Origin of the sequence: Paenarthrobacter sp. 22069, assembly GCF_052046035.1 — a bacterium.
Taxonomy (GTDB): domain Bacteria; phylum Actinomycetota; class Actinomycetes; order Actinomycetales; family Micrococcaceae; genus Arthrobacter.
On record NZ_JBQEQF010000025.1, the window covers coordinates 13,785 to 38,929 of the forward strand.

Below are 25,145 nucleotides of genomic sequence, written 5' to 3' on the forward strand. Positions count from 1 at the left end.
TCTATGACATCGCAGAACACAGCTGCTACCTCCGCCGGCCTGCTCGCCGGGATCCGGCAGGCGCGCCTGGTGGGCATCGTCCGCGGGAACGACGGCGGTGCTGCCGCCAGGGCCGCGCTGGCCGCGATGGAGGAGGGCTTCCAGTACGTGGAGATCGCCCTCACCACGCCCAACGCGCTGGAGGCAATCCGCGAAGTCCGCGCGGCTGCCCCGGCCGGCTGCCTGGTGGGCGCCGGCACCGTCCTCAGCCAGGCCGACGTCGAACACGTCACCGCTGCCGGTGCCCAGTTCATCGTCACCCCCTCCCTGGCCCCGTCCATCAGTGAGGCGGCCGCGGCCGGGATCCCGGTTTTGGCCGGGGCGCTGACACCCAGCGAGGCCTATGAGGCAATGGAACGCGGCGCCACGGCCATCAAGCTCTTTCCTGCGTCGATCGGCGGCCCCGGCTACCTGAAGGCAGTCCGTGATCCCTTCCCGGACATCCCCTTCATCGCCGTCGGCGGTGTGGGCCTCAACGAAGCCGCCGGATACTGGGAAGCCGGCGCCATCGCCGTCGGACTGGGCGGTCCGCTCTTTGGCAAGGCAGCCTCCGGCGGCGACCTCACGGACATGCGGGACCGGGCCCGCAGCTTCCTGGGCCTCGCCGCTGACTTCGCTGCCCGTACCGGGACCCCTTCGTGACTGCTGAGGCAAATGCCGGGACAAACCCGGCCCCGCACCAGGTGGACCTGCTGACTTTCGGCGAGGCCATGGTCTCCCTCCGGTCCTCCGGCCCGCTGGCCTCCGGCGGAGCGCTGAACATGCAGGTGGCCGGGGCGGAATCGAATGTTGCCATCGGCGTCGCACGCCTTGGCCGCACGGCTGCCTGGGCCGGGTCGGTGGGCGCGGATCCACACGGTGAGTTCATCCTGAAACAGCTTCGGGGGGAGGGCGTCCAGCTGCATCACAGCGTCCACCCGGAGCGGAGCACCGGGGTGATGTTCCTGGAGCAGCGCACCGCAGACCTCAGCCGTGCCTTTTACTACCGCGCCGGATCCGCTGGGTCCACCATCTCGCGCAACCACGTGGCGGCCGCGCTGGACTGCGGTGCCCGCATCCTGCACCTGACCGGCATCACCGCAGCGCTCGGTCCGGAAGCCCGGGAGGCCGTGGCATATGCCGCGGAGCGGGCCGCCGGTGAGGGCGTGGTGGTCAGCCTCGACGTGAACTACCGCAGCAAGCTTTGGTCGCGGGACCAGGCGCGGGCCGTGCTTGGCCCCCTGGCGCGGCACGCCACCATCGTCATCGCGTCCGACGACGAGCTCGACCTGATTGCCCCGGTGCAGGATGAGAGGGCGGCGGCAGGGATCGTTGCGAACGAAGCTTCCGCCGCCGCCCGGTTGCTGGACGCCGGAGTCAGGGAAGTGGTGGTGAAGCGCGGCGCAGCAGGGGCGGCGGTGTATACCGCCGAAGGGCACCTGGAAGCGCCCGCCCTCGCCGTGACCTGCGTGGACACTGTGGGAGCCGGGGACGCCTTTACCGCCGGCTACCTTTCGGCCCTGCTCGACGGCGTCGATCCCACCGGCCGCCTGCACCGCGGCATCCTGGCCGGCGCCTTCGCCGTCAGCACGCGCGGTGACTGGGAAGGACTGCCCCGCGCCGACGAACTTGCCCTGCTTGATGCCGCCCGGGGCAGCACCGTGCGCTGATTCCTGCTCTCCATATTCCAGACCATAAGAAATCCCGACCCGAAAGCCAGCCATGAAGATCATTGCCGCCGATGTGTTTGTGACCAGTCCGTCCCGCAACTTTGTGACCCTCCGGATCACGACAGAGGACGGTGTGACCGGTATTGGTGATGCCACGTTGAACGGGCGGGAGTTGGCTGTTGCGGCGTATTTGAAGGAGCACGTGGCACAGCTGCTGATCGGGAAGGACCCTCACCGGATCGAGGATACGTGGCAGTTCCTGTATCGGTCCTCGTATTGGCGGCGGGGGCCGGTGACGATGGCGGCGATCGCTGCGGTGGATATGGCTCTGTGGGATATCAAGGGCAAGCTGGCGGGGATGCCGGTGTACCAGCTGCTCGGCGGGGCGTCCCGGAACGGTTTGCGGGCGTACGGGCACGCGTCGGGGTCGGATATTGAGGCGTTGTTCGATTCGGTCCGTGAGCATTTGGAGCTGGGGTATAAGTCGATCCGCATCCAGACCGCGGTCCCGGGGATCAAGGCCGTGTACGGTGTGGCGGCGCAGGCCCAGGCCTCGGGGGAGCGGTACGACTACGAACCGGCCGGGCGGGGTGCGTTCCCGGTGGAGGAGGACTGGGATACCCGGGCGTATTTGCGGCACCTGCCGGGGGTGTTTGAGGCGGTGCGGAATGAGTTCGGTCCGGAGATCCCGTTGCTGCATGACGGGCACCACCGGATGACGCCGATCCAGGCCGCGAAGCTGGGCAAGGCGCTGGAGCCGTATGACCTGTTCTGGCTCGAGGACTGCACGCCGGCGGAGAACCAGGAAGGCCTGCGCCTGGTCCGGCAGCACACCACGACGCCGTTGGCCATCGGGGAGATCTTCAATACGGTGTTCGATTTCCAGACGCTGATCAAGGAGCAGTTGATTGATTATGTCCGGGCGGCGTCGACGCACTTCGGTGGGATTTCGCCGTTGAAGAAGGTGATGGATTTCGCCGCGCAGTACCAGATCAAGTCCGGCTTCCACGGCCCCACCGACATTTCCCCGGTCGGGTTCGCGGCGCAGCTGCACGTGGGCCTGGCGATCCACAACTACGGGATCCAGGAATACATGCAGCACTCGGACAAGACCAACGAGGTCTTCGAGCAGTCCATGACCTTCGTGGACGGCTACCTGCACCCCGGCGACAACCCCGGCATCGGCGTCGAATTCAACGAAGAAGCCGCCGTAGCCTACCCCTACCAGCAGGCCTACCTGCCCTACAACCGCCTCGTCGACGGCACCGTGCATGACTGGTGAGCGTGGCCACGACTGGTAACAGGCCACGACCGGCAGGCGCCTCACGTTGACCCCTCGGCCACCCGGTGTGAGGATGGCGCAATGAACCAGGTCTCGGCCTTCTACACCGGCCCCGGCGGACTTGTGGGTGCCATCGGTTCTGCCTTGGACGCGGCCGGGGTGGACCGTACCACGCTGCGGCCGGCCGATCTCGCTGCTGTTGACGAGTTCCACATCAGGGGCCGCAGGGCGACTTTGGAAATCATCGAGGCACTCGCCCTCACTGCCGATTCCCACGTGCTTGACCTCGGCAGCGGACTGGGAGGTCCCGCGCGGACGCTGGCCGAGGTGACCGGGTGCACGGTCACAGGGGTCGACCTCACTCCGGAGTTCTGCGAGGTCGCGACGGCGCTCTCGGAGTGGACAGGATTGTCCGGCCGGACCCGGTTCCAGGTTGGAGACGCCACTGCCACCGGCCTTCCGGACGAATGTGTGGATGCCGCGTTGACCGTGCACGTGGCGATGAACATTTCCGACAAGCACGGGCTGTATGCGGAAGCCTTCCGTGTCCTTCGGCCGGGCGGCAGGTTCGTGGTTTACGACGTCCTGCAGGGTGAAGGCGGCGTCGTGCACTACCCGGTGCCGTGGGCCGCTGACCCCTCGACAAGCTTTCCCGCGACCCTCGAAGAGATGCGCGAGCTCCTTCCGTCGGCAGGTTTCGATGTCGTCTCTGAAGTCGACTCGTCGGACGAGAGCCTCGTCTGGTTCCAGAAGATGCTCGCCCGGATTGGACGTGAGGGGCCACCGCCGGTGACCTTTGCTACGTTCCTGGGCGACAATTACGCGCGGATGACTGCCAACCAGGTGGCGAACCTTGCCGAGCGGCGCATCCGGACAGTTATGTTTGTGTGCTCAAAGCCGTCCTGATTGTGCATTGTTTATTCTCAGCTTGTCGCGTCGCTGGCGGGTTCTTCCCGCATTGCCCGCAGGCTCCGGGGCCCGGGGGACGGTCGCCGCGGCTCACGGTCTCCCGCTGTGCCGCCTCTGCCTAACCACAGCGTCACCCGCGATCCTGTGGGCACCTTCGCCCCCGATTCCGGACTCTGGTCGGTGACGACGCCGCTGGGCCAACCGGGCGCTTCGAGGGGCACGCCGTCCGGATCGGGCCCGACCGCAACGAGTTTACTGTCCATCAGGACGGCCCGCGCTGATTCGAGGGACAAACCAACGACATTCGGTACGGTGACGTTTGACTGCCTTCGCTTTCGTCCAGCGGCCTGGGCGGCCAACTCGGAGGCTGCGGCCTCCACCGAGCGAGCTGTCTGCGCGTCAGGAATGGGCAGGACGTCTCCGGTCGGAACGACCTCATCAAAATCCCGCCAGCGTTCCCACGCCGATTGCCGGGCAATCCCCAACCGGGCGGCAATTTCCGCCCAGGACGAGCCGCGGCGACGTGCCGCATGAACGGCCGCGAGTTCCGCTTGATCCAGCAGGTACCGCAACTGCCGGACATCGCTGAGCGCACCCAAAGCCTCTGAAGTGCCAGGCGGCACGTCGTTGGCGTCACCAAACCACGAGCGCAGGCGCTCCCACGCTGTCAGGCCTTCACCCCATGGATCCCGTTGCGCAGCCATGGTGTCAGGATATCCTGACAGTGCAGGCGTGTCGATGGGCCTTAGCATGCGCTCATGCGCCAAACATTGCGGCGAAAACCCGCCATTCAACGGTGGGTTACATACTCAGGCTGAGAAATAGGTTCGCGGGAGCAAGAAGCGTTGCCAGACGCCTACTCCGCCGCGCCCCACAGCGCCTTGCGGAGCAGCCGCTTCAACTCCTGCGACTCTTCCCCGGACAGTACGGCCAACTGGTTCAGCTCCGCTGCGTCCATGGCAGCGCGGGCCTTCGCGTGCATCTTCCGCCCCTCGGCAGTGGAGACGATGATCTTGGCGCGCCGGTCCTGCTTGCCCTGCGCCCGTTCCACCAGGCCGCGGCGTTCCAGATCGTCCACGAGGGTGACCACCTGGCTGGGGTCCAAGCTGAGGAAGTCCGCCAGTTCCCGCTGCGTGGGCTCAAGCCCGCTGCACGCCAGCGTCAGGATGGAGAAGGACCGCTCGCGCAGCCCGAAGTCGGCCAATGCCTTGTTGTTCAGCACGGAACCGGCTGCGTGCAGCTTGGCGAGCAGCAGGCCCACGTCGCTGCCGATCCTGGCTGCCGCAAGGCGGGGGGTCTGAACTTTGGTGCCCAAGGTGGCCATCACAACTCCGGTGTAAAAAACAATCGTTGACTTTTTCAATGATCCGTAATTTCATTGATTCCAACAAGGATCTCACACCGCAGTGGGACCACCCCAACGGCTTCGGCCGGCGCATGCGAAGGAGCAGGCCATGAGCTTGAACGGCAAGGTTGCAATCGTCACCGGCAGCGGGCAGGGCCTCGGCCTCGCCTACGCGAGGGAACTGGCCCGCCAGGGTGCCGCCGTCGTCATCAACGATGTCAATGCTGACACCGCCGCGCAGGCCGTGGCGCAGATCGAGGCGGACGGCGGCCGCGCCACCGCCGTGGTGGTTCCGGTGGGAACCACCGACGCCGCCAAGGCCCTGGTGGCCGGAGCGGTGGACACGTTCGGGCGGCTGGACATCCTGGTCACCAACGCCGGGATCCTCCGCGACAAGTCCCTGCTGAAGATGACCGACGAGGACTTCGACCTGGTCATCAACGTCCACCTCAAGGGCACCTTCACCTGCGTCCGCGAGGCCTACGCCTACTTCAAGGAACACAACGTCCGGGGCCGCATCATCACCATCGGCTCGCCCACGGGCCAGCGCGGCAACTTCGGCCAGACCAACTACGCCGCCGCCAAGGCCGGCATCGTGGGCATGGTCCGGACCTGGGCGCTGGAAATGAAGAAGGCCGGCGTGACGGTCAACAGCGTCATCCCGGTGGCCGCCACCGCCATGACCAAGACCGTGCCGTACTTCCAGAAGGCCGTGGAGGCGGACGAGCGCGGCGAGGCGATGCCGTCCTTCTTCCGCCACGACCTGGGCTTTGGAACGGCCGACGACGTCTCCGGGCTGGTTGCCTTCCTCGCCTCCGACGAGGCGGCCAACATCACCGGCCAGGCCATCGGCGCCGGCGGTGACCGGCTTCAGGTCTGGACCCACCCGGAAGCGGCCACCACCGAGTACCGCGAGGGCGGCTGGAGCTTTGAGGCACTGAAGGAAAACGCCGGCCAGCTGTTCACCGCCGACACACTCCAAAGCTACGGCGAGGAATTCCTGCCCCTGCCGGAGGACCTGAAGCCTGCACAGCCCGCCGAGGCCCGCTGATCATGGCTGACCGTTACGAACTGGGGATCGACCCCAGCAAGCTCGATGCCATCGACATGCACGTCCACCTCGAGGTGGACAGCTGCGGCCACGGCTCCCTGCCGGAAGAACTGACCGAAGCCTCGGCCAAGTACTTCAAGGCCGAGGACCGCACCCCGTCCCTGGACCGCATCGCCGAGGTGTACCGCGAACTGAACATGGCCGCCGTCGTCTTCACCGTGGACGCCCGCACCCAGCTCAAGCACGAGCCCAACAGCATCCCGGAACTCATCGCCGGTGCCGCCCGGAACAATGACGTCCTGATCCCGTTCGGCAGCGTGGACCCGCGAACCGGCGAGGACGCCATCGCCGGAGCCAAGCACCAGGCCATCGAACTCGGCGCCCGCGGCTTCAAGTTCCACCCCTCCCTGCAGGGCTTCGACCCCTCCAGCGAGCGCTTCTACCCGCTATGGGAGACCCTCCAGGAACTGGGCCTGCCTGCCGTCTTCCACACCGGCCAAAACGGCATGGGTGCAGGCCTTCCCGGCGGCTACGGCATCAAGCTCGCCTACTCCAACCCCCTGCTGCTGGACGCAGTGGCCGCAGACTTCCCCGGCCTGCAGATCATCATGGCCCACCCGTCCGTGCCCTGGCAGGACGAGGCCAACTCCATCGCCACCCACAAGGCCAACGTCTTCATCGACCTCTCCGGCTGGTCGCCCAAGTACTTCCCGGAATCGCTGGTGAAGGCCTCCAACTCCTACCTCCAGGACAAGGTGCTGTTCGGCACCGACTTCCCGCTGATCACCCCGCAAAAGTGGCTCGGCGCCTTCGCGGACCTTCCCCTGAAGGACGGGGTCCGGCCCAAGATCCTCAAGGACAATGCGGTCCGCCTCCTCGGGCTGGGGGCCTGAGATGGGCACGTTGACGACGGCGGAGGCCGGCCTGGGTGCCCGGCTCTACGAAGCAGCTGATTGGTACGACGCCGAGTCCCTCCTCACGCACGAAGAGCGCCAGGTCCTGTCCCGGCTGCGGTCCTTCCTCGATTCTGAAGCCAGGCCCCTCCTGGCCGAGTACTGGGAACGCGGTGAGTTTCCGGAGCAGCTCGCACGGCCGCTGATCGACCTGGACCTGATGGAACCAGCCGAACTCAGTGGCGCCGCAGGTGCAGAACGCAGCCCGGCCCGCGGCATTTACCAGGGCTTCCGGATCTTCGAGCTTGCCCGCACGGACGCGTCCCTGGCCACCTGGTACACCGCCCAGGCGGGCCTGTTCCGGACGGCCATCCGCGTGGGTGCCTCGGCGGAACAGCAGGCCGAATGGATGCCCAAGGTCATCGACTTCTCGCTCAAGGGCGTGTTCTCGCTGACCGAACCCGAGTCCGGATCGGACATCGCCGGGGGACTCTCCACCACTGCCCGGCGGGAGCCTGATGGCAGCTGGGTCCTGGACGGGGCCAAACGCTGGATCGGCGGGGCAGCAACCGCGGACGTCCTAGCAGTATTCGCCCGGGACACCGCGGACGGGCAGGTCAAGGCTTTCCTCGTAGATCGCACCGCCTACGGCGTCACCCTGGAGAAGATCCAGGGCAAGACCTCGCTGCGGATGATGCAGAACGCCCACATCACCCTCACCGGTGTCCGCGTCCCCGAATCGATGCGCCTGCACAACGTGAATTCCTTCCGGGACGTCGCGGCGATGCTCAGGGCCATGCGCTCGGACGTTGCCTGGATCGCCACCGGCATCGCAGCCGGCGCGTTCGAGGCCGCCCTCGCCTACGTCAACGAGCGCCGGCAGTTCGGGCGCAGCCTCGGGTCCTTCCAGCTGGTCCAGGAAAAACTGGCCCGCATGCTGGGAAACGTCACGGCCAGCCTGTCCCTGGTGGTCCGGCTCACCGAACAGCAGGCCAAAGGCATCTACCGGGACCAGGACTCCGCCCTGGCCAAGATGCAGACCTCCCTGTTCATGCGCGACACCGTAGCCCTTGCCCGCGAAGTGGTGGGCGGCAACGGCATCACCCTCGCCACCGACGTCGCGCGTTTCCACGCTGACGCCGAAGCCGTCTACTCGTACGAAGGCACCCACGAGATCAACGCCCTCATCATCGGCCGCGCCCTCACCGGCGAAAGCGCCTTCACGCGCTAAGCCCTGCAGCACCTGCACAGCACCACAACCACACACCAACCAAGACCCGGAGGCAACGATGCCCAATCTCGTCGTCGATTTCGACACCCTGCTCACCCTGTCCGGCAAGGACCTCGGCACCACCGACTACCGCCAGATCACCCAGGAACAGATCAACCTGTTCGCCGACGCCACTGACGACCACCAGTGGATCCACACCGACCCCGAACGCGCCAAGGACGGCCCGTTCGGCGCCCCCATTGCCCACGGCTTCCTCACCCTGTCCCTGATCATCCCGTTCTGGGGCGAGCTGTTCGACGTCGACGGCGTCACCACCAAGGTCAACTACGGCCTGGACAAGGTCCGCTTCACCTCACCGGTCACCGTGGGCTCCAAGGTCCGCATGCAGGCCACCATCGCCGAGGTGACCGAGGTCAAGGGCGGCGCCCAGATCAAGGTCAACGCCACCATCGAAATCGAAGGCCAGGAACGCCCGGCCGTCGTTGCCGAATTCCTGGCCCGCTTCTACAAGTAGCCGCTTCTACAAGTAAGCCGCTTCCACCAGTAACAGCAGTTCCCAGCCCCAGGCGGTACGCTCCGGCGCCGCCGCCTCCGGCAACCCCAAAAACGCCTTCCCCTCACCCTTCCCTCCGTCCCATAGGAACAGCCATGTCCGGACACACCACGCTCGCACCTGCGGGCACGGCCGCCAAGCGCAAGGAAGCGCGCACGGTCATCCTGTCCAGCTATCTGGGCAGCACCATCGAGTTCTACGACTTCCTGCTGTATGCCACGGCCTCAGCAGTGGCCTTTCCCAAGGTCTTCTTCGCCGGCACGGACGAATGGGTGGGCGTCGTCGCCGCTTACGCCACGTTTGCTGCCGGATACGTGGCCAGGCCGCTGGGTGGAGTGATCTTCGGCCACTTCGGTGACAAGGTGGGCCGCAAGGGCATGCTGATCATCTCCATGGCCATGATGGGGATTGCCTCCACCCTTATCGGCGTGATTCCAGGTGCCAGCGTGATTGGACCGTGGGGCGCCGTCCTCCTGGTGCTGCTGCGGGTCTGCCAGGGCATCGCCGTCGGCGGTGAATGGGGCGGGGCCGCGCTCATGGCGCTCGAGCACGCCGACCCCAAACGGCGCGGCTTCGCGGCGTCGTTTGTCAACGCCGGTGCCCCCACCGGCGCCGTGCTGGGCACCCTGGTAATGGGCGCTTTTTCTGCCCTGCCGCAGGATGCGTTCCTGTCCTGGGGCTGGCGCGTGCCGTTCCTGCTGTCCTTCGTGCTCCTCATCGTGGGCATGTTCGTCCGCCTCCGGATCTCCGAAAGCCCCATCTTCGCCGAGGCCGTGGCCAAGGAAGAGGCCCAGGGAGCCAAGCGCAAGATCCCGCTGCTGGACGTGCTCCGCCGGCCCAAGGCACTGATCATGATCATGTTCGCCGGGGCCGCCGGCTTTGGCCTGCAGGTGGTGCTGCCCACCTTTTCGGTGACGTACGCCGTGTCCAAGGGCGCACCGCAACAGGGCGTGCTCTACGCCTTCGCCGGAGCCTCCGCCATCTCCATCGTCTTCGTCCTGCTGGGCGGGCGCCTGTCTGACCGTTTCGGCCGCCGCCCGGTGATGATCGCAGGCCTGGCCCTGTTCATCGCCTACCTCTTCCCGATGTTCGGCATGCTCGGCTCGGGCAACGTCGGCATGGTCTTCCTGGCCTTCACGGTGGCGCTCATCCTGCACTCATCCCTGTACGGCCCGCTGGCAGCCTTCGTCTCCGAACAGTTCGGCACCACCTCCCGGTACACCGGCGCCGCCGTGGGCTACCAGCTGGCCACCCTCATCGGCGCAGGCTTCACCCCGGGCATCATCGCCGGGCTCTACAAGGACTCAGGCCAGAACATCCTCCCGGTGGTGGTGTTCCTGTCCGTCATGGCCCTCGTCTCGATTGTCTTCATCGCCCTGACGCGGGAATCTAAGAACAACGACCTCACCACGGTCCGTTAGGAGAACCATGGACAACAACGGAGTTGGCTCCTGGCTGCAGCGCCGCCGCCGGAAGTCGGGTGGCAAGACGGCGCTTCTTTTCCCAGCAGGTACAGGAGCCGGCACACTCAGCTATGAGGAACTCGCCGTGCGGACGGACCGTCTGGCCAACGCGCTCCGCGACAGGGGAGTGGTGAAGGGCGAACGGGTCGCGTACCTGGGGGAGAACCACCCCTCCTTTGTGGAGACCTTCTTCGCCTGCGGCCTCCTGGGTGCCATCTTCGTGCCGCTCAACACCCGGCTCGCCCCGCCTGAGCTGCAGTTCCAGCTCCAGGATTCCGGAGCCCGGCTCCTGGTGAACGCCGCCGGCCTGGAGATGCCTGCTTCGGCCGCGGTGGAAGGGACGGCGGTGACCCACCGCCTGGTCGTAGCGGCCGACGGCGGCACGGCACCTTCCGCCGCAAAGGCACCGGCCGCCGTCGGACACTCCGCCACGGTTGAACCCTATGAGGAGGCCCTGCAGGCAGTTGCGCCTGAACACCCCGACGTCGCGGTGGGGCACGACGACGGCGCCATGATCCTTTACACCTCCGGGACTACGGGCAAGCCCAAGGGCGCGCTGCTGACCCACGGAAACATCACGTGGAACTGCATCAACACCATCGTGGACATGGACATCAACCGCCACGATGTGGCGCTGATGATCTCGCCGCTGTTCCACGTGGCGTCCCTGGATATGGGGCTGCTGCCGATGCTCCTCAAAGGTGCCACCGTGGTCCTCGAGGCCAAGTTCGACCCCGCCAGGGTCCTCGAACTCATCCAGGAACACAAGGTGACCACCCTCAACGGGGTGCCCACCACGTTCCAGCTGCTCTGCGAAGATCCGGGCTGGGCAACCGCGGACCTCAGTTCACTGGACAAACTGACGTGCGGCGGCTCCGCCATTCCACCGCGGGTCCTGAACGCCTACGAGGACCGCGGCATCGGCTTCACCAGCTGCTACGGCATGACCGAAACGGCGCCCGGCGTCACCATGCTGCCCGTGGACCGGTCACGGGAAAAGGCTGGTTCGGCGGGCTTGCCGCACTTCTTCACTGACGTCCGGATAGCCGACCCCATGGGCGGCACGGTGCCCCCGGGCGAGGTGGGGGAAATCCAGATCTCCGGTCCCAACGTCATCAAGGAGTACTGGAACCGGCCGGAGGCCACCGCCGCCAGCTACGCGGACGGGCACTGGTTCCGCTCGGGCGACATGGGCTACCGGGACCAGGAAGGCTTCCTGTTCGTCTCGGACCGGCTCAAGGACATGATCATCTCCGGCGGGGAGAACATCTACCCCGCCGAGGTGGAAGCAGCCATCTCAGAGCACAGCGCCGTGGGCAGCGTGGCCGTGATCGGCGTCCCGGACGACAAGTGGGGCGAGGTCCCCCAGGCGATCGTGACCCTGCGCGAGGGCGAATCGTTGACCGCGGAGCAGCTGCGCAGCTTCCTTGACGGCAGGCTCGCACGCTACAAGATTCCAAAATCGCTGGTGGTGGTCGGGGATATGCCACGGACGGCCAGCGGCAAGATCCGGAAGATGGAGCTCCGCAAGCAGCTCTGACGTCAGTGGCAAGCAGCTGCCCGCCCCGGTTTCCGGGGCGGGCAGCTGCTTTTAAAACAACGGGCGCTGTCAGGCGGCCTTTCCAAGGGCTGCCACCTGGACTGTGACTCCGAGATCGCGGATGTTTTCCTGCATTTCCTGAGGCAGCTGGTCATCGGTCACAACGCCGTCCAGCTTCGCCAGCGGTGCCACGTTGAAACGCGACACCGTGCCGAACTTGGTGCTGTCCGCCAGCAGGAAGCACGACGACGAGGCCTCCAGCGCGGCCAGCTTCACCTCCACCTTGTCCATGACCGGCGTGGTGATGCCCCGGGACACGTTCCACGTCCCTGTACTGAGGAAACACAGATCGATATTGATGGACTTCACCACGTCCGCGGCAATCCGGCCGCAGCTCGAGGCGCTGGATGGGTCCACGGCACCACCGGTGTGGATGGTCTCGATATGGGGGTAGGCAAACAGGCTGGTGACCACGTAAAAGTCGTTGGTCACCACCGTGATGCCCTGCCGCCCGGAGAGGTAGGGGACCACCGACTGGCAGGTAGTCCCGGCGTCGAGGAAAACCACCATCCCGTCTTCCACGGATCCGGCAGCAAGCTCCGCGATGGCCTGCTTGCGTGGCAGCTCGAGCTGCGCGCGGAACTCGCGCTCCCGCGGGGGTTCCTGGCTGGTCCAGTCGGCGAGGCGAACGCCGCCCTGGACCGATATCACCTGCCCCTGGTCCTCGAGGGCCGTGATGTCCCGCCGGACGGTCATGTGGGACACGTTCATGTAGTCGGTGAGGCTGCGGATACTCAGGACGCCTTCCCGGCGCAGAAGGCGCAGGATCTCCTGGTGGCGCTGCTCGGGGATCAGGGGCCGTGCTGTTGGGCTCACAGACTTCTCTCCTTTGGCTGAAGTAGATCCAGCTTAACAAGTTTTCACAGGGTGTTCCCCTTTGTGAATCTTTGGGCTAATCTATTAAACGATGTTAAACAAATTTGAGACCCTAGAGACCATCGTCCGCACGGGCGCGCTGCTCATCGCGCGGCTTGATTCTGCCGACGAGGCCTACCGTGTGGCGGAGGCCGCCATCGACGGTGGCATCCGCGCCGTCGAAGTTCCGCTGACCGTTCCGGGCGCCGTGGGCGTTATCGGGCGCCTGGCCGATAAGTACGGCGACCAGGGGATCGTGGTTGGAGCGGGGACCGTGCTCGACGCCGAAGCTGCCTATGCCTCCATCTCCGCGGGGGCGCGGTTGCTGGTCAGCCCGCAGCTGAATCCGAAGATGATCGCCACTGCCAACCGCTACCAGGTGGTCACCGCCAGCGGGGCCTTCACGCCAACAGAAGTCCTCAACACCCTTGAAGCCGGTGCCGACATCGTCAAGCTGTTTCCGGCTGAGCTCGGCGGCCCTGCCTACGTCAAGACCATCCTGGCACCCCTTCCGCAGGCACCCGTCATGCCGTCCGGGGGCGTGGGCCCGACGAACGTTGGTGACTGGTTTGCCGCCGGAGTCACCGCCGTCGGCGTCGGCAGTTTCGTCACCAAGGCCGCCCGGGAGGACGGCGATTACGGCCGGGTTGCGAAGGCCGCCCGCACCTTCCTCGCAGCAATAGAAGACGCCCGCCGCTAAGCCGGGCACCCCCAGACCGGCACCCGTGCCGGCAGAACACAAAGGAGTGAGCTGCATGAGCCAAGCTTCAGCAGAAATCGGTACGGCCCCGGACCGGCCTGTCAAGAACGTGCGGATCAGGTGGTACCTGATCGCCCTGCTCGTCATTGGCGGCATCATCAACTACATGGACCGCAATAACCTGAGTATTGCGAACACCACCATCGCCAAGGAGTTCGGCCTCAACGCCCTGCAGATGGGCCTGCTGCTGTCCGCGTTCTCCTGGCCTTACGCCATCGCGAATCTTCCCGCCGGCTATCTGGTGGACCGGTTCGGGCCCAAGAAAATGTTTGCCTGGGCTGCCGGTCTCTGGTCGATTGTGTCCATGCTGTCCTCCATGGCCAACTCCTTCGGGTTCCTCTACGCAGCCCGCGTGGCCCTCGGCATTTCCGAATCGCCGTTCTTCACCTCCGGGCTCAAGGTTGCGGACAAGTGGTTCAACAAGACCGAACGTGCCCTTCCTGTCTCGATCGTTAACACCGGTTCACAGATTGCCAACGCGATCGCCCCGCCGCTGCTGACCTTCCTCATGCTCACCATGAGCTGGCGCGGGATGTTCCTGGTGATCGGCGCCCTGGGCATTGTCATCGCCCTGGTGTGGCTCCGCGTTTACCGCGACCCCACGCTGAAGGAGCAGTTCATCATCAAGGGCGAAGAGTTCGAGGAGCAGCTTCAGCCCAAGGAGAAGCAGGCTGGCTGGGGCGAACTCCTCACCAAGAAAAACACCTGGTTCATGGTCATTGGCGCCTTCGGCATCTTCTACACCGTCTGGGTCTACCTCACCTGGCTACCCAGCTACCTGCAGACCGCACGCGGATTCAGCCTCAGCCAGGTCGGCTGGCTGGCGGGACTGCCGTTCCTTTGCGGCATCCTCGGTGTACTCGCGGGCGGCATCTTCTCCGGCAAGGCAATTGCCCGCGGCGTGCCTGTGGTCCGCGCCCGCAAGATTCCCATCGTGGGCGGCGCGCTCCTCGCAGCGGCAGCCGTGCTGCCCGTTGCCTATGTGGAGAACACGGCCCTGGCAATCGTCCTGCTGTCCCTTGGCTACTTCGCGGCCCAGGTGCCCATCGGCGTGCTGTGGACTCTGGCCTCGGACATCGCCGAGCCCAACCAGGTGGCATCCCTCGGTGCCATTCAGAACTTCGGCGGATTCCTCGGGGCGGCAGTCGCCCCGATCGTTACCGGTCTTATCCTTGATTCGACCGGCGGCAACTACACCACGGTGTTCCTGATCGGCGGCCTGCTTCTGATCGTGGGCGCTGTGTCCTACGGATTCTTCGTCAAGGACCGCCGCACCCCCGCCACCGCCTAAGCGGACACTGGTAACCCAGGCCCGTCAGTTCAAGGAAGAACAAGCAGTTGACCAGTACCATCCCCAGAGTGTTCTTTGTGATTGGCCCGGCAGGTTCGGGAAAATCAAGCGTCAGCCGGCACCTCGCGGAGCGGTTTGGTGCGGCCCATATCGACAAGGACACCGCAACCATCCGCTTCACCGAATTGCTGCTGAAGCTCAACGGCTCGGACCCCAACGAGCGGGACAACAATGAGTTCTACCAAAACGTCATCATGCCGTTGGAGTATGCGTCCATCCTGGACCTGACCCGTGACAACCTGCGGGCCGGCAATTCGGTAGTGCTGGACGCTCCGTTCGGACGGTTCTTTCCAGACGATGACTACCTCGCCAAGGTCCAGGCCGAGCACCAGTGGCCCGAGGCCGAACTCATCGTGGTCCACGTCCGGTTGGCAGGGGAGGCTTTGCGCAGGCGCCTCATCGCCCGGGGCTACCCGCGCGATGAATGGAAGCTGGCCAACTGGGAAACGTTCTGGGCGGGCGCCCAAGGTGATTCCTGCCGGTGGAAGGAAGCGCGCCACCTGGACTTTGACAACAGCGGAGCTGCCGTTGATGTCAACGACTTCGCTGCTGCCGTGACCGCCGGGGCGGCGTAAGGCAGGGAGTCAGGCCAACAAAAGGACAGGAGTTGACGGCGGGATGCCTGCCGTCAACTCCTGTCCTTTTTGCTTCCTGGTGTCAGAGGGGACGGCGCCCGGCACTTCCTGTTTCTCCCTGGGGTCATCAATTCGCGAATCCTATAGGAAAATGCCAGCATGGTTGGATGCTTGAGGCAACTAAAAACCAGAAGTCCCCGGACGGGGCACCCGTCAACCCCGCGCTCGAAGCGGAAAGCAGGATCGCCCGCATCGCGGTGACCGTGTTCCCCATCCTGGTGGTCGTTGCCGGCATCCTCGGCTTCCTGCTCCCCGGACTCTTCAAGCCCATGGCCCCCAGCGTGCCCTACCTGCTGGGCATCATCATGTTCTGCATGGGCCTGACCCTGACCCCGCCTGACTTCGCCGCCGTGGCCAAGCGGCCCTGGGCTGTGGCCTTGGGAATCGTGGCGCACTACATCATCATGCCCGGCGCCGGCTGGCTGATCGCGGGCGCCCTCAACCTCCCGCCCGAACTGGCCGTCGGCGTGATCCTGGTGGGCTGCGCACCGTCCGGCACGGCCTCGAACGTGATGGCCTTCCTGGCCAAGGGCGACGTTGCCCTCTCCGTGGCGGTGGCCTCCGTCTCCACCCTGATCGCCCCGATCGTCACCCCGCTGCTGGTCCTGTTCCTGGCCGGTTCCTACCTGCAGATCGACGCTGCCGGCATGGTCCTGGACATCGTCAAGACCGTGCTCCTGCCGGTGGTCGCCGGCCTCCTCGCCCGCCTCTTCCTCAAGAAGCTCGTCGCCAAAGTGCTGCCCGCGCTGCCGTGGGCGTCCGCCGTCGTGATCTCCCTGATCGTGGCCATCGTGGTGGCCGGCAGCGCCAACAAGATCATCGAGGCAGGGGCCATCGTGTTCCTCGCCGTGGTGCTGCACAACGGCTTCGGCCTGGGCCTTGGCTACCTCGCCGGCAAGCTGGGCCGCCTGGACGACAAAGCCCGCCGCGCCCTCGCGTTCGAAGTGGGCATGCAGAACTCCGGCCTGGCCGCGACGCTGGCCACCGCCCACTTCACCCCGCTGGCCGCACTGCCTTCCGCTGTCTTCTCGCTCTGGCACAACATCTCCGGCGCCATCGTCGCCGCCTGGCTGGCCCGTCGCCCGCTGCAGGACAAGCAGGCCTAAGGGCACGTTTCCAGCCAGCCATCCTGGGTACAGGTTCCGGTAGGGACAGCGCCGTCGACGCTGTCCGCCGGTTCCTGTAAGGAGATGGACAGATGGCTCGGATTGACCGAATAGCTGAACCATGGGGGACACGGACGCCGTACGGCAGCGGCGCTGACTGGCCGGTCAGGGTGGACACCCACCTGGCCGAGGGGGTCGCCCCGGAGGATGTGGACCGGTGGGTCCAGACGGCGTCGCTCCTGCACTCGAACGGCGACGCCATGGACATTGCCGTCAAGGACAACAAAATCGTCGGCGTACGCGGACGGGCCGTGGACCGGGTCAACCACGGCCGCCTGGGACCGAAGGACCTGTACGGCTGGCAGGCGAATGCCTCCCCGGACCGGCTCACCAAACCCCTCATCCGCGAGGGCGGGAAGCTGGTGGAAACGGACTGGGACACTGCCATGCAGCGCATCGTGGACAAGTCCAAGGCGCTGCTCGCCGAGCAGGGCCCTAGCGCCCTTGGCTTCTACACCACGGGACAGCTCTTCTCCGAGGAGTACTACACCCTGGGCACAATGGCCCACGGCGGCATCGGCACCAACCACGTGGACGGCAACACGCGGCTGTGCACGGCGACGGCCGGCGAGGCGCTGAAGGAATCCTTCGGCTGTGATGGACAGCCCGGCTCCTACACTGACGTGGACCACGCCGATGTCATCGCCCTGTATGGGCACAACGTGGCCGAAACCCAGACCGTCCTCTGGACCCGGATGCTGGACCGGCTGGCCGGCCCCAACCCGCCCAAAATCATCTGCGTGGACCCGCGCATGACGCCCGTGGCCAGGGCCGCCACCGTGCACCTGGCGCCGCGGCCCGGCACCAACGTGGCCCTGATGAACGGCATCCTGCACGAGATCATCACCAACGGCTGGGTGGACCAGGAGTACATCCAGGCGCACACCGTGGGGTACTCCGAGCTCGAGAAAGAGGTCAAGAACTACCCGCCGGCCCTCGTGGCGGAGATCTGCGGTGTCCCGGCGGACCAGATCTCCGAGGCGGCCAGCATCATCGGCCACGCGGAGCGGCTGCTGTCCACCGTGCTGCAGGGCTTCTACCAGTCCAACCAGGCCACGGCCGCCGCCGTGCAGGTCAACAACGTCAACATCATCCGCGGCATGCTGGGCAAACCCGGCTGCGGCATCCTGCAAATGAACGGCCAGCCCACGGCCGAGAACACCCGCGAATGCGGGGCCGACGGCGACCTCGCCGCCTTCCGGAACTGGTCCAACGACGCGCACATCCAGGACCTGGCCCGGGTGTGGAACATCGACCCCATGTCCATCCCGCACTACTCCCCGCCCACGCACGTCATGCAGATGATGCGGTACGCGGAGGATGGCTCCATCCGGATGCTGTGGGTCAGCGGCACCAACCCCGCCGTCTCACTTCCCGAGCTGGCACGCATCCGCAGCATCCTGGAACAAGACCGCCTGTTCCTGGTGGTGCAGGACATTTTCCTGTCCGAGACCGCCCAGCTGGCCGACGTCGTCCTTCCCGCCGCAACCTGGGGCGAAAAGACCGGCACCTTCACGAATGTGGACCGCACCGTGCACCTCTCCGAGAAGGCCGTGGACCCGCCGGGCGAGGCCCGGCCGGACCTGGAGATCTTCATCGACTACGCCCACCGCATGGGCCTGCAGGACAAGGATGGGCAGCCGCTGATCAAGTGGCACGACCCCGAATCCGCCTTCGAGGCCTGGAAGGAATGCACCCGGGGACGGCCCTGCGACTACACCGGCATCACCTACGACAAACTGCGCGGCGGCTCCGGAATCCAGTGGCCCTGCAACGACGAGAACCCGGACGGCACGGAACGCATCTACGCTGACGGTAAGTTCTGGGCGCACCCCGAGTACTGCGAAACCTACGGCCGCGACCTCATCACCGGTGCGCCGGTGGAACCCACGGAGTACAAGGCCCTGAACCCGGAGGGCAAGGCCATCATCAAGGCCGCCGAGTACATGCCGCCGCACGAGCTGCCCAGCCAGGACTTCCCGCTTCAGCTCATCACCGGCCGCACGCTCTACCAGTTCCACACGCGCACCAAGACCGGGCGCGCGCCGGAGCTGCAGGCGGCCGCGCCTGACGTGTGGGTTGAGTTGTCAGCGGACGACGCCGGCGCGTACGGGATCGCCGAAGGTGACCTTGCCGAGGTGGAGACGCCCCGCGGTTCGGTCCGTGCCAAGGTGCGGATCAGCGGCATCCGGAACGGCGTTCTCTTCCTGCCCTTCCATTACGGCTACTGGGACACAAAGGGCGGACACCAGCCGGACGGGGCCGGGCGGGCAGCGAACGAACTGACCATCACCGACTGGGATGCGGCGTCCAAGCAGCCCATCTTCAAGACGGCGGCAGCCCGCATTACCCGCATTTCCGGTGGCGACGGGCCCTCTTCGGCGCCCACCACCACGGCGTCGGCACCCGCCGGCGTCTTCCCGGAAGACGCCAGGACCAAGGGCCTACCCACCGCCTTGGCGGACGAAGCCACCGGCACGGCAGGAGGGACACGATGAAATTCGGGCTGGTACTGGAGGAAATGCACCGCTCCGAGAACGACCTGGCACACCACCTGCTGGTCATCTCCGAGCGGCACAAAGTAGACCACGAGATCTACCACCTGGCCCGGGACCTGGCGCGCTGGTCGCAGCAGCATGTCCGGGACATCGCGGCTATCTCCAAAAACTACGGCCAGGACCTGGACCCGGAGCCCCGCGGCGAAGCAGGGCTGATGGAAACCATTAGAGAGAAGGGCAGCGAAATGGTGGGCCGGCGCCCCGAAACCGGCATGCTGCTGCTGCGCGACCTCCGCGAGCTGTACCTGAAGGCCTGCGGGGTGTCAGCCGACTGGGAGCTGCTGGCCCAGGCCGCCCAGGGGATGAAGGACAAGGACCTGCTGGGGCTGGCCGAAAAGTGTCACCCGCAGACCATCCGCCAGATGAAGTGGGCCAACGGCAAGCTCAAGGAATCTGCCACCCAGATCCTGGTCAGCTGAACGTCAGGCCCGGGATCAGCCAGCGTCCCGGGCCGCGTGCAGGTGCGCCACCAGTGCCTGCATCTGTTCCGCGGTCCAGGGCAGGGCCTGGCTCAACTCGCTGCTGTTCTCATTCCACATGGTGCGCGCGGCCGCCTTGGTGCCCTCGCTGCCATGGAACCGCGAGCCCAGCTCATCCCAGCGGCGCACCAGCTCCCGGGCCTCGGGGCTGACGGCGGGGACATCGCCGTCGACCTGCCGCAGGCCCTCCTGCACGAGGCCCGCCCACTGGGTCCGTGATTCATCCACGGCCTCTAGGCCGGAAAGTCCCGTTCGCAAGGGAGCCCCGTTTCCGTGCCCGAAGTAGTTCCATTCAGTGAAACCGCCGGCGCCACCGGTCCCATCGATGGACCAGAGTTGAGTGCATGAGCGCGGGCCGGACCGGCCCGCATCCGGCTAGGCAGGACAGAACGGCGCGGTACACATGGAGTCAACGATGACGGCACAGCGGATCCTCCGGGGCATCGAGTTCGCGCAGCCGCGGAACGCAGACCCGCTGCTGCTCGACCTCTACCTCCCGGCGGAAGTCTCCGGTTCCGCTGCGAAAGAAGATCTGCACGCCGACGGCCTGCCCGCCATCCTTCACCTCCACGGCGGTGGGTGGCGGACCGGGGCACGGTCCTCGATGGGGCCGGTCGTGGATGGCTTCGGTCTCAGCCCCATCGCGCAGTTGGTGGACGCCGGCTTCGTGGTTGCCTCGGCGGATTACCGCCTCACCACGGCCGCCACCTTCCCGGCCCAACTGGTGGATGCCAAGGCGGCTGTCCGTTGGCTGCGTGCCCGCGCGGCAGAATACGGCATCGATCCGGACCGCATCTACGCCTGGGGCGACTCCGCGGGTGGCCACCTCGCCTGCCTCCTCGGCCTGACCGCTGGGTCCACGGACTTTCCAAGGCACGACACCGAGACAAGCCAGGGCGCAGCTCAAGCCCAGGGTGCGAACCCGGCCCACCGCGGCGCAGACGACGCCGTTGCCGCGGTTGCAGCCTGGTACCCGCCAACTGACCTCGTCCGGATGGGAGCGCAGGCCCGGCCGGACGCCGTCGCCTCTGCTGACGAACCCGGTTCCCGCGAGGCCCTCCTGATCGGGGCGCAGCCGGCAGAGGCCCCCGCGAAAGCCGCGGCAGCGAGCCCCCTCGCCTATGTGCACCCGGACGCGCCGCCCTTCCTCCTCATCCACGGCACAGCGGACCGCTTCGTCCCCGTGGCCCAGTCCACCAGCCTTGCCGGGGCGCTGGAAGGCGCGGGCAACGACGTCGAACTCCTCCTCCTGGAGGACGCCGACCACATGTGGTCCACGCCCGGCGGCGGCAGTGATGCCGCCGCACAGGCCACCGCAGCAACCCTCGATTTCTTCCGCCGCCAGGCGAGCCGGCACTGATTTCCGCACCTCTTTCCGCACCCCGCCGGGACGCCAGGCGTCCGGACCAGCCCTGAAAGGCCCTTCATGCAGTTCATTGGCATCAACCACCTCGGCGGACCCTGGGCGGCAGCGGTCGCCGGTTCCCGCGTCCTCCCGCTCGCCTCCGTCACGGACTTCTGGGCAGACGCCGAGGGCTGGCAGGACAAGGCAGCCGCCATCGTCGCCGGCACTACCAGCGAAACGTCCGACGCCGGCACATGGCTGGAGCGCGGCAGCGTCACCGACGTGCCGCTGGTGCCCGGCTCCGCGCGGGTTATCTGCGTGGGGTTGAACTACAGAGCGCACGCCGCCGAGGGCAGCTACAAGGACCAAGAACTGCCGCCGTACCCCACCCTGTTTGGCCGCTGGACGGCGTCCCTGTCCGTGGGCAACGTGCCGGTGCCCGTCCCCGCCGGCGAAGCCGGGCTGGACTGGGAGGGCGAGGTGGCCGCCTACATCGGCCGCCGCGTCGAATCCGTGGACGAGGATGCTGCGGCGGAGGCCGTCTTTGGCTACTCGACCTTCAACGACATCACTTCCCGCCGAGCCCAGAAGCTCACGTCGCAGTGGACCCTGGGCAAGAACGGCGATTTCAGCGGGCCGCTCGGCCCCCTGGTGAGCCGGGACGAGGTGGGCGACCTCCGGGACGGCCTGCAGGTCCGCACCCTGGTGAACGGCGTCGAGGCCCAGAACGGCAACACCCGGGACATGATCTTCTCCGTCCCGGCCATCATCTCCCTCATCAGCGAAACCTTCACCCTGCACCCGGGAGACGTCATCGCCACCGGCACCCCGGAAGGCGTGGGCTATGCCCGCAGCCCGCAGTGGCTGCTGCAGCCCGGCGACACGGTGGAAGTGGAGATCGAGAAGCTGGGCACCCTCACAACGCCAGTCGGCGAGGTTTCGCTCCGGGGCCGTGCCTGATGGCCACCTTCCCCGACATCCCCGCAGCAGGCGTGCCGGAGGAGGCACGGGTCCTGATCGCCGGCGGTGGCCCCAGCGGCCTGTTCCTGGCCCTGGACCTCGCGGCGCGCGGAATCCCCAGCGCGGTCATCGAACCCCGCACCACGATGGACCATACCCGGCCGCGGGCCAAGACCACCAACGCCCGCACCATGACGCACCTGCGCCGGCTTGGCCTCGCGGACCTGCTCCGCGACGCGTCGCCGCTGCCCGTTGACTACGCGCAGGACGTCATCTTCTGCACCGGCCTTACCGGGCCAGCCGCGCACGAACTGCGACGGTTCCCCAACGCCTTCCAGCTGGTTCCCGGGCGCTATGGACCGCAGCCCGAATGCGGCCAGCAGGTGCCCCAGCCCGTCCTTGAGGAGGTACTCCGCTCCGTCGCCGCGGACAACCCCCTGGTCACGTTCGTGACCGGCTGGTCCGTCAGACGGGTGACCCGGGTGGACGGGGCGGATGTCGTTCCGTACGCTGTCGTGGCAGCCAATCGCGAGGGCGCCGAACGCACCATCCGCGCGGAGTACGTCATTGGTGCCGACGGCGGCTCTTCAGCCGTGCGGCGCAGCCTCGGGCTGCGGCTGGAGGGCGGCTCCGCCGCCCTGTCCAACATCAGTATCCTGTTCCGCTCGGGCTCCCTCGGACCGGCGATCGGACTCGGCCCGGCCGTCCAGTACTGGGTAGTGGGGGCGGAGACCTCGGGCATGGTTGGGCCAATGGACCTGGCCGGGACCTGGTGGGCGATCGTGCAGGGCGTGGACCCTTCCGTGCCCGTGACCGACCGGGACGCCGCCGCCATGGTCCGTGCCCTGGTGGGCAGCGAGGTGGACATCGAGGTCCTGGCCACGGACCCCTGGACCGCCCGGATGCTGCTGGCTCCCGAATACAGCCGCGGCAACGTCTTCCTCGTGGGGGACGCCGCCCATCTCAACCCGCCCTGGGGCGGCCACGGCTTCAACACCTGCATTGGTGACGCCGCAAACCTTGCCTGGAAACTCGCCGCCGCCATCAACGGCTGGGCAGGCCCGGCGCTCCTCGCCAGCTATGGGGAGGAACGCCGCCCGGTGGCCGCCCGCACCATCCGCGACGCCGCCGACAACGGTAAGGCCCTGGCGTACCACTTCGCTGACCCTCGGCTCACCGCTGCCGGACCTAACGGTGACGCCGCGCGTGCCGCCGCCCACGCGGCGCTGGCCGTCAAGCAGAGCGAGTTCGACTCCTTAGGCCTGGTGCTGGGGTATTCGTACGCGGACTCATCATTAGTGGTACCTGATGCCCTGCCGGTACCGGCCGAGGACCCCATCCACTACGTTCCTTCGGCGAACCCGGGAGCCCTGCTTCCGCATGCCTGGTTGGCGGACGGCTCGTCGCTGTACAGCCATCTGGGAACCGGCTTTACGCTGCTGGCCGACGCCGGCGCGCTGGCCGGGGTGCCCGCGGCGACTCTTTTCGAGCCGGTGCTGGCGGCCGCTGCCCGGACGGGCGTTCCGGTGACGGTCGCCGTCGTCGGACCGTCCGACGACGGAACCCACCTTTCCCAGGTGTGGGGCGCGGGCACCCTGCTGGTCCGCCCCGACCAGCATGTGGCGTGGCGGGGGAATTCCGCCGCGGCCGCGGGTGCAGCCTTGTCCGTGGCGGCCGGCTGGTCGCCCACTTCCCTCGAATCCACCAGGAGCGCCCGTGTCGACGCCGTCATTCCGTGAATACCTGTTCTCCCCCGAGCACCCCCGGGTGGCCGGCATCCGGGGCCTGAACGCCCGCGAATACGCCGAGGCCGCGAAGAACGATTCCTTTGCGGGCCCCATGATTCAAGGCTGGCAAAAGCTGTACCCGCAGCCATTCACCGGGATCACCAGTGACGGCGTGCGCCGCGAAGGCCTGTACCCGCTCACCCCGTCACGGCCGGGGGAAGAAGCGCCGACAGCACAGATGGCGGCGGCTGCCCGCAAGCTCCTTGGCGCCGTGGACGCTGACCAGGCAAGGAAGCTGGCCTACGCCGTCGACGCACCCGAATGGCAAAGCTGGGCCAACCCGGAGTTCATGCAGCACGACACCGGGCTGCGCCTCGACGAGCTGGACCCTCCGGTCCGGGACGCCATGCTCGGGGTGATGGAGGCAAGCCTGAGCCCGCAGGGGTATGGGCTGGTGCGGAACCTGATGCGCATCAACGGCTTCCTGGGCGGCCTTGTGGAGCTGCCGCTGCTGATGAACGAATACAGCTACAACTTCGCCCTGTACGGCGAGCCATCCGAAACCGCACCGTGGGGATGGCAGCTGTTCGGCCACCACGCGGCGCTGAACTGCCTGGTGGCCGGGACGCAGCTGGTGATCTCACCGGTGTTCATGGGCGCCGAACCGGACATGATCGACGCCGGCCCGCACCAGGGCGTCAAGGTCTTCAAGGAGCGCATCGCCCTGGCGCGGGAACTGATGGGTGCCCTGCCTGCGGAGCTGCGGGCCCGCGCTGTTGTTTATCCGGAGATGGTGGACCCTGCAATGCCCGAAGGCCGCCTCCACCCCGGCGATGAACGGCACCTGGCCGGCTGCTTCCAGGACAACCGGGTGATCCCCTATGAGGGCATCCGGGTGGCTGAGATGCCTGCTGATGCACGGAGGCTGCTCGACGCCGTGGTGGACGACTTCATCGGGTACCTCCCTGACGGGCCCCGCGCTGCCCGCCGTCGGGAAATCCAGGAACACTACGGCGAATCCCACTTCAGCTGGATCGGCGGCTGGGAAGGGGACGAGGCGTTCTACTTCCGCCTGCAGAGTCCGGTGGTGGTGCTGGAACTGGACCACCACACCGGCGTGTTCCTCAGCAATGACCAGCCCGCCCCGTTCCACATGCACACCGTGGTCCGCACCCCCAACGGGAACGACTACGGCCGCGAACTGGTCCGCCAAGCCACCTCCTGACCCCATCATCCATTGCTGCCTAATTGTCGTTTTGAGGCGCCAAAACGGCAGTTACTCAGCAATCGATGG

Annotated in this window: 24 protein-coding genes; 20 read left to right on the forward strand and 4 right to left on the reverse strand. The window is 66.7% G+C overall.

Features of this window, described 5'->3' with window-relative positions; all coding sequences use genetic code 11:
* The first annotated feature begins 3 nt into the window (after window positions 1–3).
* The 4 genes from ACTJK0_RS17955 to ACTJK0_RS17970 all read left to right on the forward strand — a co-directional run bounded on the left by ACTJK0_RS17955 (window position 4) and on the right by ACTJK0_RS17970 (window position 3,876).
* Window positions 4–681, forward strand: a complete 678-nt coding sequence (locus ACTJK0_RS17955; RefSeq protein WP_440746114.1) for a bifunctional 4-hydroxy-2-oxoglutarate aldolase/2-dehydro-3-deoxy-phosphogluconate aldolase — start codon at window positions 4–6, stop codon at window positions 679–681.
* Window positions 678–1,688: a sugar kinase gene (locus ACTJK0_RS17960; RefSeq protein WP_440746115.1), complete on the forward strand. Its 1,011-nt coding sequence runs from the start codon at window positions 678–680 to the stop codon at window positions 1,686–1,688. Before ACTJK0_RS17955 ends, ACTJK0_RS17960 begins: the two co-directional genes overlap by 4 nt.
* 52 nt (window positions 1,689–1,740) lie before the next feature.
* Complete coding sequence (gene manD / locus ACTJK0_RS17965) at window positions 1,741–2,970, forward strand: D-mannonate dehydratase ManD (RefSeq protein WP_440746116.1); 1,230 nt, start codon at window positions 1,741–1,743, stop codon at window positions 2,968–2,970.
* 81 nt (window positions 2,971–3,051) lie between these two features.
* Window positions 3,052–3,876, forward strand: a complete 825-nt coding sequence (locus ACTJK0_RS17970; protein ID WP_440746117.1) for a class I SAM-dependent methyltransferase — start codon at window positions 3,052–3,054, stop codon at window positions 3,874–3,876.
* 17 nt (window positions 3,877–3,893) lie between these two features.
* On the opposite strand, the gene ACTJK0_RS17975 is transcribed toward ACTJK0_RS17970, so the two are convergent.
* Both ACTJK0_RS17975 and ACTJK0_RS17980 read right to left on the reverse strand, forming a co-directional pair.
* A complete protein-coding gene (locus ACTJK0_RS17975; RefSeq protein ID WP_440746118.1) occupies window positions 3,894–4,583 on the reverse strand; it encodes a PASTA domain-containing protein in 690 nt (229 codons plus the stop codon).
* 152 nt (window positions 4,584–4,735) lie between these two features.
* Window positions 4,736–5,203, reverse strand: a complete 468-nt coding sequence (locus ACTJK0_RS17980; RefSeq protein WP_440746119.1) for a MarR family winged helix-turn-helix transcriptional regulator — start codon at window positions 5,201–5,203, stop codon at window positions 4,736–4,738.
* A 130-nt stretch (window positions 5,204–5,333) separates the two neighbouring features.
* Here ACTJK0_RS17980 and ACTJK0_RS17985 point away from each other — a divergent pair, with 130 nt between their 5' ends.
* The 6 genes from ACTJK0_RS17985 (at window position 5,334) to ACTJK0_RS18010 (ending at window position 11,955) form a co-directional block, all read left to right on the forward strand.
* Window positions 5,334–6,275: an SDR family NAD(P)-dependent oxidoreductase gene (locus ACTJK0_RS17985; protein WP_440746120.1), complete on the forward strand. Its 942-nt coding sequence runs from the start codon at window positions 5,334–5,336 to the stop codon at window positions 6,273–6,275.
* A gap of 2 nt (window positions 6,276–6,277) precedes the next feature.
* The gene (locus tag ACTJK0_RS17990; protein WP_440746121.1) at window positions 6,278–7,168 is read left to right on the forward strand and encodes an amidohydrolase family protein; all 891 of its coding nucleotides are present in this window, start codon (window positions 6,278–6,280) and stop codon (window positions 7,166–7,168) included.
* 1 nt (window position 7,169) lies between these two features.
* Window positions 7,170–8,399, forward strand: a complete 1,230-nt coding sequence (locus ACTJK0_RS17995) for an acyl-CoA dehydrogenase family protein (RefSeq protein WP_440746122.1) — start codon at window positions 7,170–7,172, stop codon at window positions 8,397–8,399.
* Window positions 8,400–8,457: 58 nt separating this feature from the next.
* Window positions 8,458–8,913, forward strand: coding sequence for a MaoC family dehydratase (locus tag ACTJK0_RS18000; RefSeq protein ID WP_110542452.1), 456 nt, complete (start codon window positions 8,458–8,460; stop codon window positions 8,911–8,913).
* A gap of 134 nt (window positions 8,914–9,047) precedes the next feature.
* A complete protein-coding gene (locus ACTJK0_RS18005) occupies window positions 9,048–10,373 on the forward strand; it encodes an MFS transporter (RefSeq protein WP_440746123.1) in 1,326 nt (441 codons plus the stop codon).
* Between the two features lie 7 nt (window positions 10,374–10,380).
* On the forward strand, window positions 10,381–11,955 hold the full coding sequence (locus tag ACTJK0_RS18010; protein WP_440746124.1) for an acyl-CoA synthetase: 1,575 nt from the start codon (window positions 10,381–10,383) through the stop codon (window positions 11,953–11,955).
* A 69-nt stretch (window positions 11,956–12,024) separates the two neighbouring features.
* On the opposite strand, the gene ACTJK0_RS18015 is transcribed toward ACTJK0_RS18010, so the two are convergent.
* On the reverse strand, window positions 12,025–12,831 hold the full coding sequence (locus ACTJK0_RS18015; RefSeq protein ID WP_440746125.1) for a DeoR/GlpR family DNA-binding transcription regulator: 807 nt from the start codon (window positions 12,829–12,831) through the stop codon (window positions 12,025–12,027).
* A gap of 91 nt (window positions 12,832–12,922) precedes the next feature.
* Between ACTJK0_RS18015 and ACTJK0_RS18020 the strand changes: the two genes are divergently transcribed.
* The 6 genes from ACTJK0_RS18020 (at window position 12,923) to ACTJK0_RS18045 (ending at window position 19,759) form a co-directional block, all read left to right on the forward strand.
* Window positions 12,923–13,570 (forward strand): bifunctional 4-hydroxy-2-oxoglutarate aldolase/2-dehydro-3-deoxy-phosphogluconate aldolase, encoded by a 648-nt coding sequence (locus ACTJK0_RS18020; RefSeq protein WP_440746126.1) that lies wholly within the window; start codon window positions 12,923–12,925, stop codon window positions 13,568–13,570.
* A gap of 55 nt (window positions 13,571–13,625) precedes the next feature.
* A complete protein-coding gene (locus tag ACTJK0_RS18025; RefSeq protein WP_440746127.1) occupies window positions 13,626–14,921 on the forward strand; it encodes an MFS transporter in 1,296 nt (431 codons plus the stop codon).
* Window positions 14,922–14,968: 47 nt separating this feature from the next.
* On the forward strand, window positions 14,969–15,556 hold the full coding sequence (locus ACTJK0_RS18030) for an AAA family ATPase (protein WP_440746128.1): 588 nt from the start codon (window positions 14,969–14,971) through the stop codon (window positions 15,554–15,556).
* 167 nt (window positions 15,557–15,723) lie between these two features.
* Window positions 15,724–16,722: a bile acid:sodium symporter family protein gene (locus tag ACTJK0_RS18035; protein WP_440746129.1), complete on the forward strand. Its 999-nt coding sequence runs from the start codon at window positions 15,724–15,726 to the stop codon at window positions 16,720–16,722.
* Between the two features lie 92 nt (window positions 16,723–16,814).
* A complete protein-coding gene (locus tag ACTJK0_RS18040) occupies window positions 16,815–19,280 on the forward strand; it encodes a molybdopterin oxidoreductase family protein (RefSeq protein WP_440746130.1) in 2,466 nt (821 codons plus the stop codon).
* Window positions 19,277–19,759, forward strand: a complete 483-nt coding sequence (locus ACTJK0_RS18045) for a hypothetical protein (RefSeq protein WP_110542457.1) — start codon at window positions 19,277–19,279, stop codon at window positions 19,757–19,759. Before ACTJK0_RS18040 ends, ACTJK0_RS18045 begins: the two co-directional genes overlap by 4 nt.
* Before the next feature lie 15 nt (window positions 19,760–19,774).
* Here ACTJK0_RS18045 and ACTJK0_RS18050 read toward each other — a convergent pair whose 3' ends face one another.
* Window positions 19,775–20,047: a hypothetical protein gene (locus tag ACTJK0_RS18050; RefSeq protein ID WP_440746131.1), complete on the reverse strand. Its 273-nt coding sequence runs from the start codon at window positions 20,045–20,047 to the stop codon at window positions 19,775–19,777.
* Window positions 20,048–20,234: 187 nt separating this feature from the next.
* Between ACTJK0_RS18050 and ACTJK0_RS18055 the strand changes: the two genes are divergently transcribed.
* The 4 genes from ACTJK0_RS18055 (at window position 20,235) to ACTJK0_RS18070 (ending at window position 25,076) form a co-directional block, all read left to right on the forward strand.
* Window positions 20,235–21,179, forward strand: coding sequence for an alpha/beta hydrolase fold domain-containing protein (locus tag ACTJK0_RS18055; RefSeq protein ID WP_440746132.1), 945 nt, complete (start codon window positions 20,235–20,237; stop codon window positions 21,177–21,179).
* A gap of 66 nt (window positions 21,180–21,245) precedes the next feature.
* Window positions 21,246–22,124: a fumarylacetoacetate hydrolase family protein gene (locus ACTJK0_RS18060; protein WP_440746133.1), complete on the forward strand. Its 879-nt coding sequence runs from the start codon at window positions 21,246–21,248 to the stop codon at window positions 22,122–22,124.
* Window positions 22,124–23,863, forward strand: a complete 1,740-nt coding sequence (locus tag ACTJK0_RS18065; RefSeq protein WP_440746134.1) for an FAD-dependent monooxygenase — start codon at window positions 22,124–22,126, stop codon at window positions 23,861–23,863. Before ACTJK0_RS18060 ends, ACTJK0_RS18065 begins: the two co-directional genes overlap by 1 nt.
* Window positions 23,841–25,076 carry a DUF3500 domain-containing protein gene (locus tag ACTJK0_RS18070; protein WP_440746135.1) on the forward strand — a complete coding sequence of 412 codons (1,236 nt, stop codon included), beginning with the start codon at window positions 23,841–23,843 and terminating at the stop codon, window positions 25,074–25,076. The genes ACTJK0_RS18065 and ACTJK0_RS18070 overlap by 23 nt, the downstream gene beginning before the upstream one ends.
* Window positions 25,077–25,145: the final 69 nt, after the last annotated feature.

What these genes read in the sequence shown, in the direction of transcription:
- ACTJK0_RS17955 (WP_440746114.1), top strand. Translation starts at nt 4, where the DNA reads ATGACATCGCAGAACACAGCTGCTACCTCCGCCGGCCTGCTCGCCGGG.
- manD (WP_440746116.1), top strand. Translation starts at nt 1,741, where the DNA reads ATGAAGATCATTGCCGCCGATGTGTTTGTGACCAGTCCGTCCCGCAAC.
- ACTJK0_RS17970 (WP_440746117.1), top strand. Translation starts at nt 3,052, where the DNA reads ATGAACCAGGTCTCGGCCTTCTACACCGGCCCCGGCGGACTTGTGGGT.
- ACTJK0_RS17975 (WP_440746118.1), bottom strand. Translation starts at nt 4,583, where the DNA reads ATGGCTGCGCAACGGGATCCATGGGGTGAAGGCCTGACAGCGTGGGAG.
- ACTJK0_RS17980 (WP_440746119.1), bottom strand. Translation starts at nt 5,203, where the DNA reads ATGGCCACCTTGGGCACCAAAGTTCAGACCCCCCGCCTTGCGGCAGCC.
- ACTJK0_RS17985 (WP_440746120.1), top strand. Translation starts at nt 5,334, where the DNA reads ATGAGCTTGAACGGCAAGGTTGCAATCGTCACCGGCAGCGGGCAGGGC.
- ACTJK0_RS17990 (WP_440746121.1), top strand. Translation starts at nt 6,278, where the DNA reads ATGGCTGACCGTTACGAACTGGGGATCGACCCCAGCAAGCTCGATGCC.
- ACTJK0_RS17995 (WP_440746122.1), top strand. Translation starts at nt 7,170, where the DNA reads ATGGGCACGTTGACGACGGCGGAGGCCGGCCTGGGTGCCCGGCTCTAC.
- ACTJK0_RS18000 (WP_110542452.1), top strand. Translation starts at nt 8,458, where the DNA reads ATGCCCAATCTCGTCGTCGATTTCGACACCCTGCTCACCCTGTCCGGC.
- ACTJK0_RS18005 (WP_440746123.1), top strand. Translation starts at nt 9,048, where the DNA reads ATGTCCGGACACACCACGCTCGCACCTGCGGGCACGGCCGCCAAGCGC.
- ACTJK0_RS18010 (WP_440746124.1), top strand. Translation starts at nt 10,381, where the DNA reads ATGGACAACAACGGAGTTGGCTCCTGGCTGCAGCGCCGCCGCCGGAAG.
- ACTJK0_RS18020 (WP_440746126.1), top strand. Translation starts at nt 12,923, where the DNA reads ATGTTAAACAAATTTGAGACCCTAGAGACCATCGTCCGCACGGGCGCG.
- ACTJK0_RS18025 (WP_440746127.1), top strand. Translation starts at nt 13,626, where the DNA reads ATGAGCCAAGCTTCAGCAGAAATCGGTACGGCCCCGGACCGGCCTGTC.
- ACTJK0_RS18035 (WP_440746129.1), top strand. Translation starts at nt 15,724, where the DNA reads ATGCTTGAGGCAACTAAAAACCAGAAGTCCCCGGACGGGGCACCCGTC.
- ACTJK0_RS18040 (WP_440746130.1), top strand. Translation starts at nt 16,815, where the DNA reads ATGGCTCGGATTGACCGAATAGCTGAACCATGGGGGACACGGACGCCG.
- ACTJK0_RS18045 (WP_110542457.1), top strand. Translation starts at nt 19,277, where the DNA reads ATGAAATTCGGGCTGGTACTGGAGGAAATGCACCGCTCCGAGAACGAC.
- ACTJK0_RS18055 (WP_440746132.1), top strand. Translation starts at nt 20,235, where the DNA reads ATGACGGCACAGCGGATCCTCCGGGGCATCGAGTTCGCGCAGCCGCGG.
- ACTJK0_RS18060 (WP_440746133.1), top strand. Translation starts at nt 21,246, where the DNA reads ATGCAGTTCATTGGCATCAACCACCTCGGCGGACCCTGGGCGGCAGCG.
- ACTJK0_RS18065 (WP_440746134.1), top strand. Translation starts at nt 22,124, where the DNA reads ATGGCCACCTTCCCCGACATCCCCGCAGCAGGCGTGCCGGAGGAGGCA.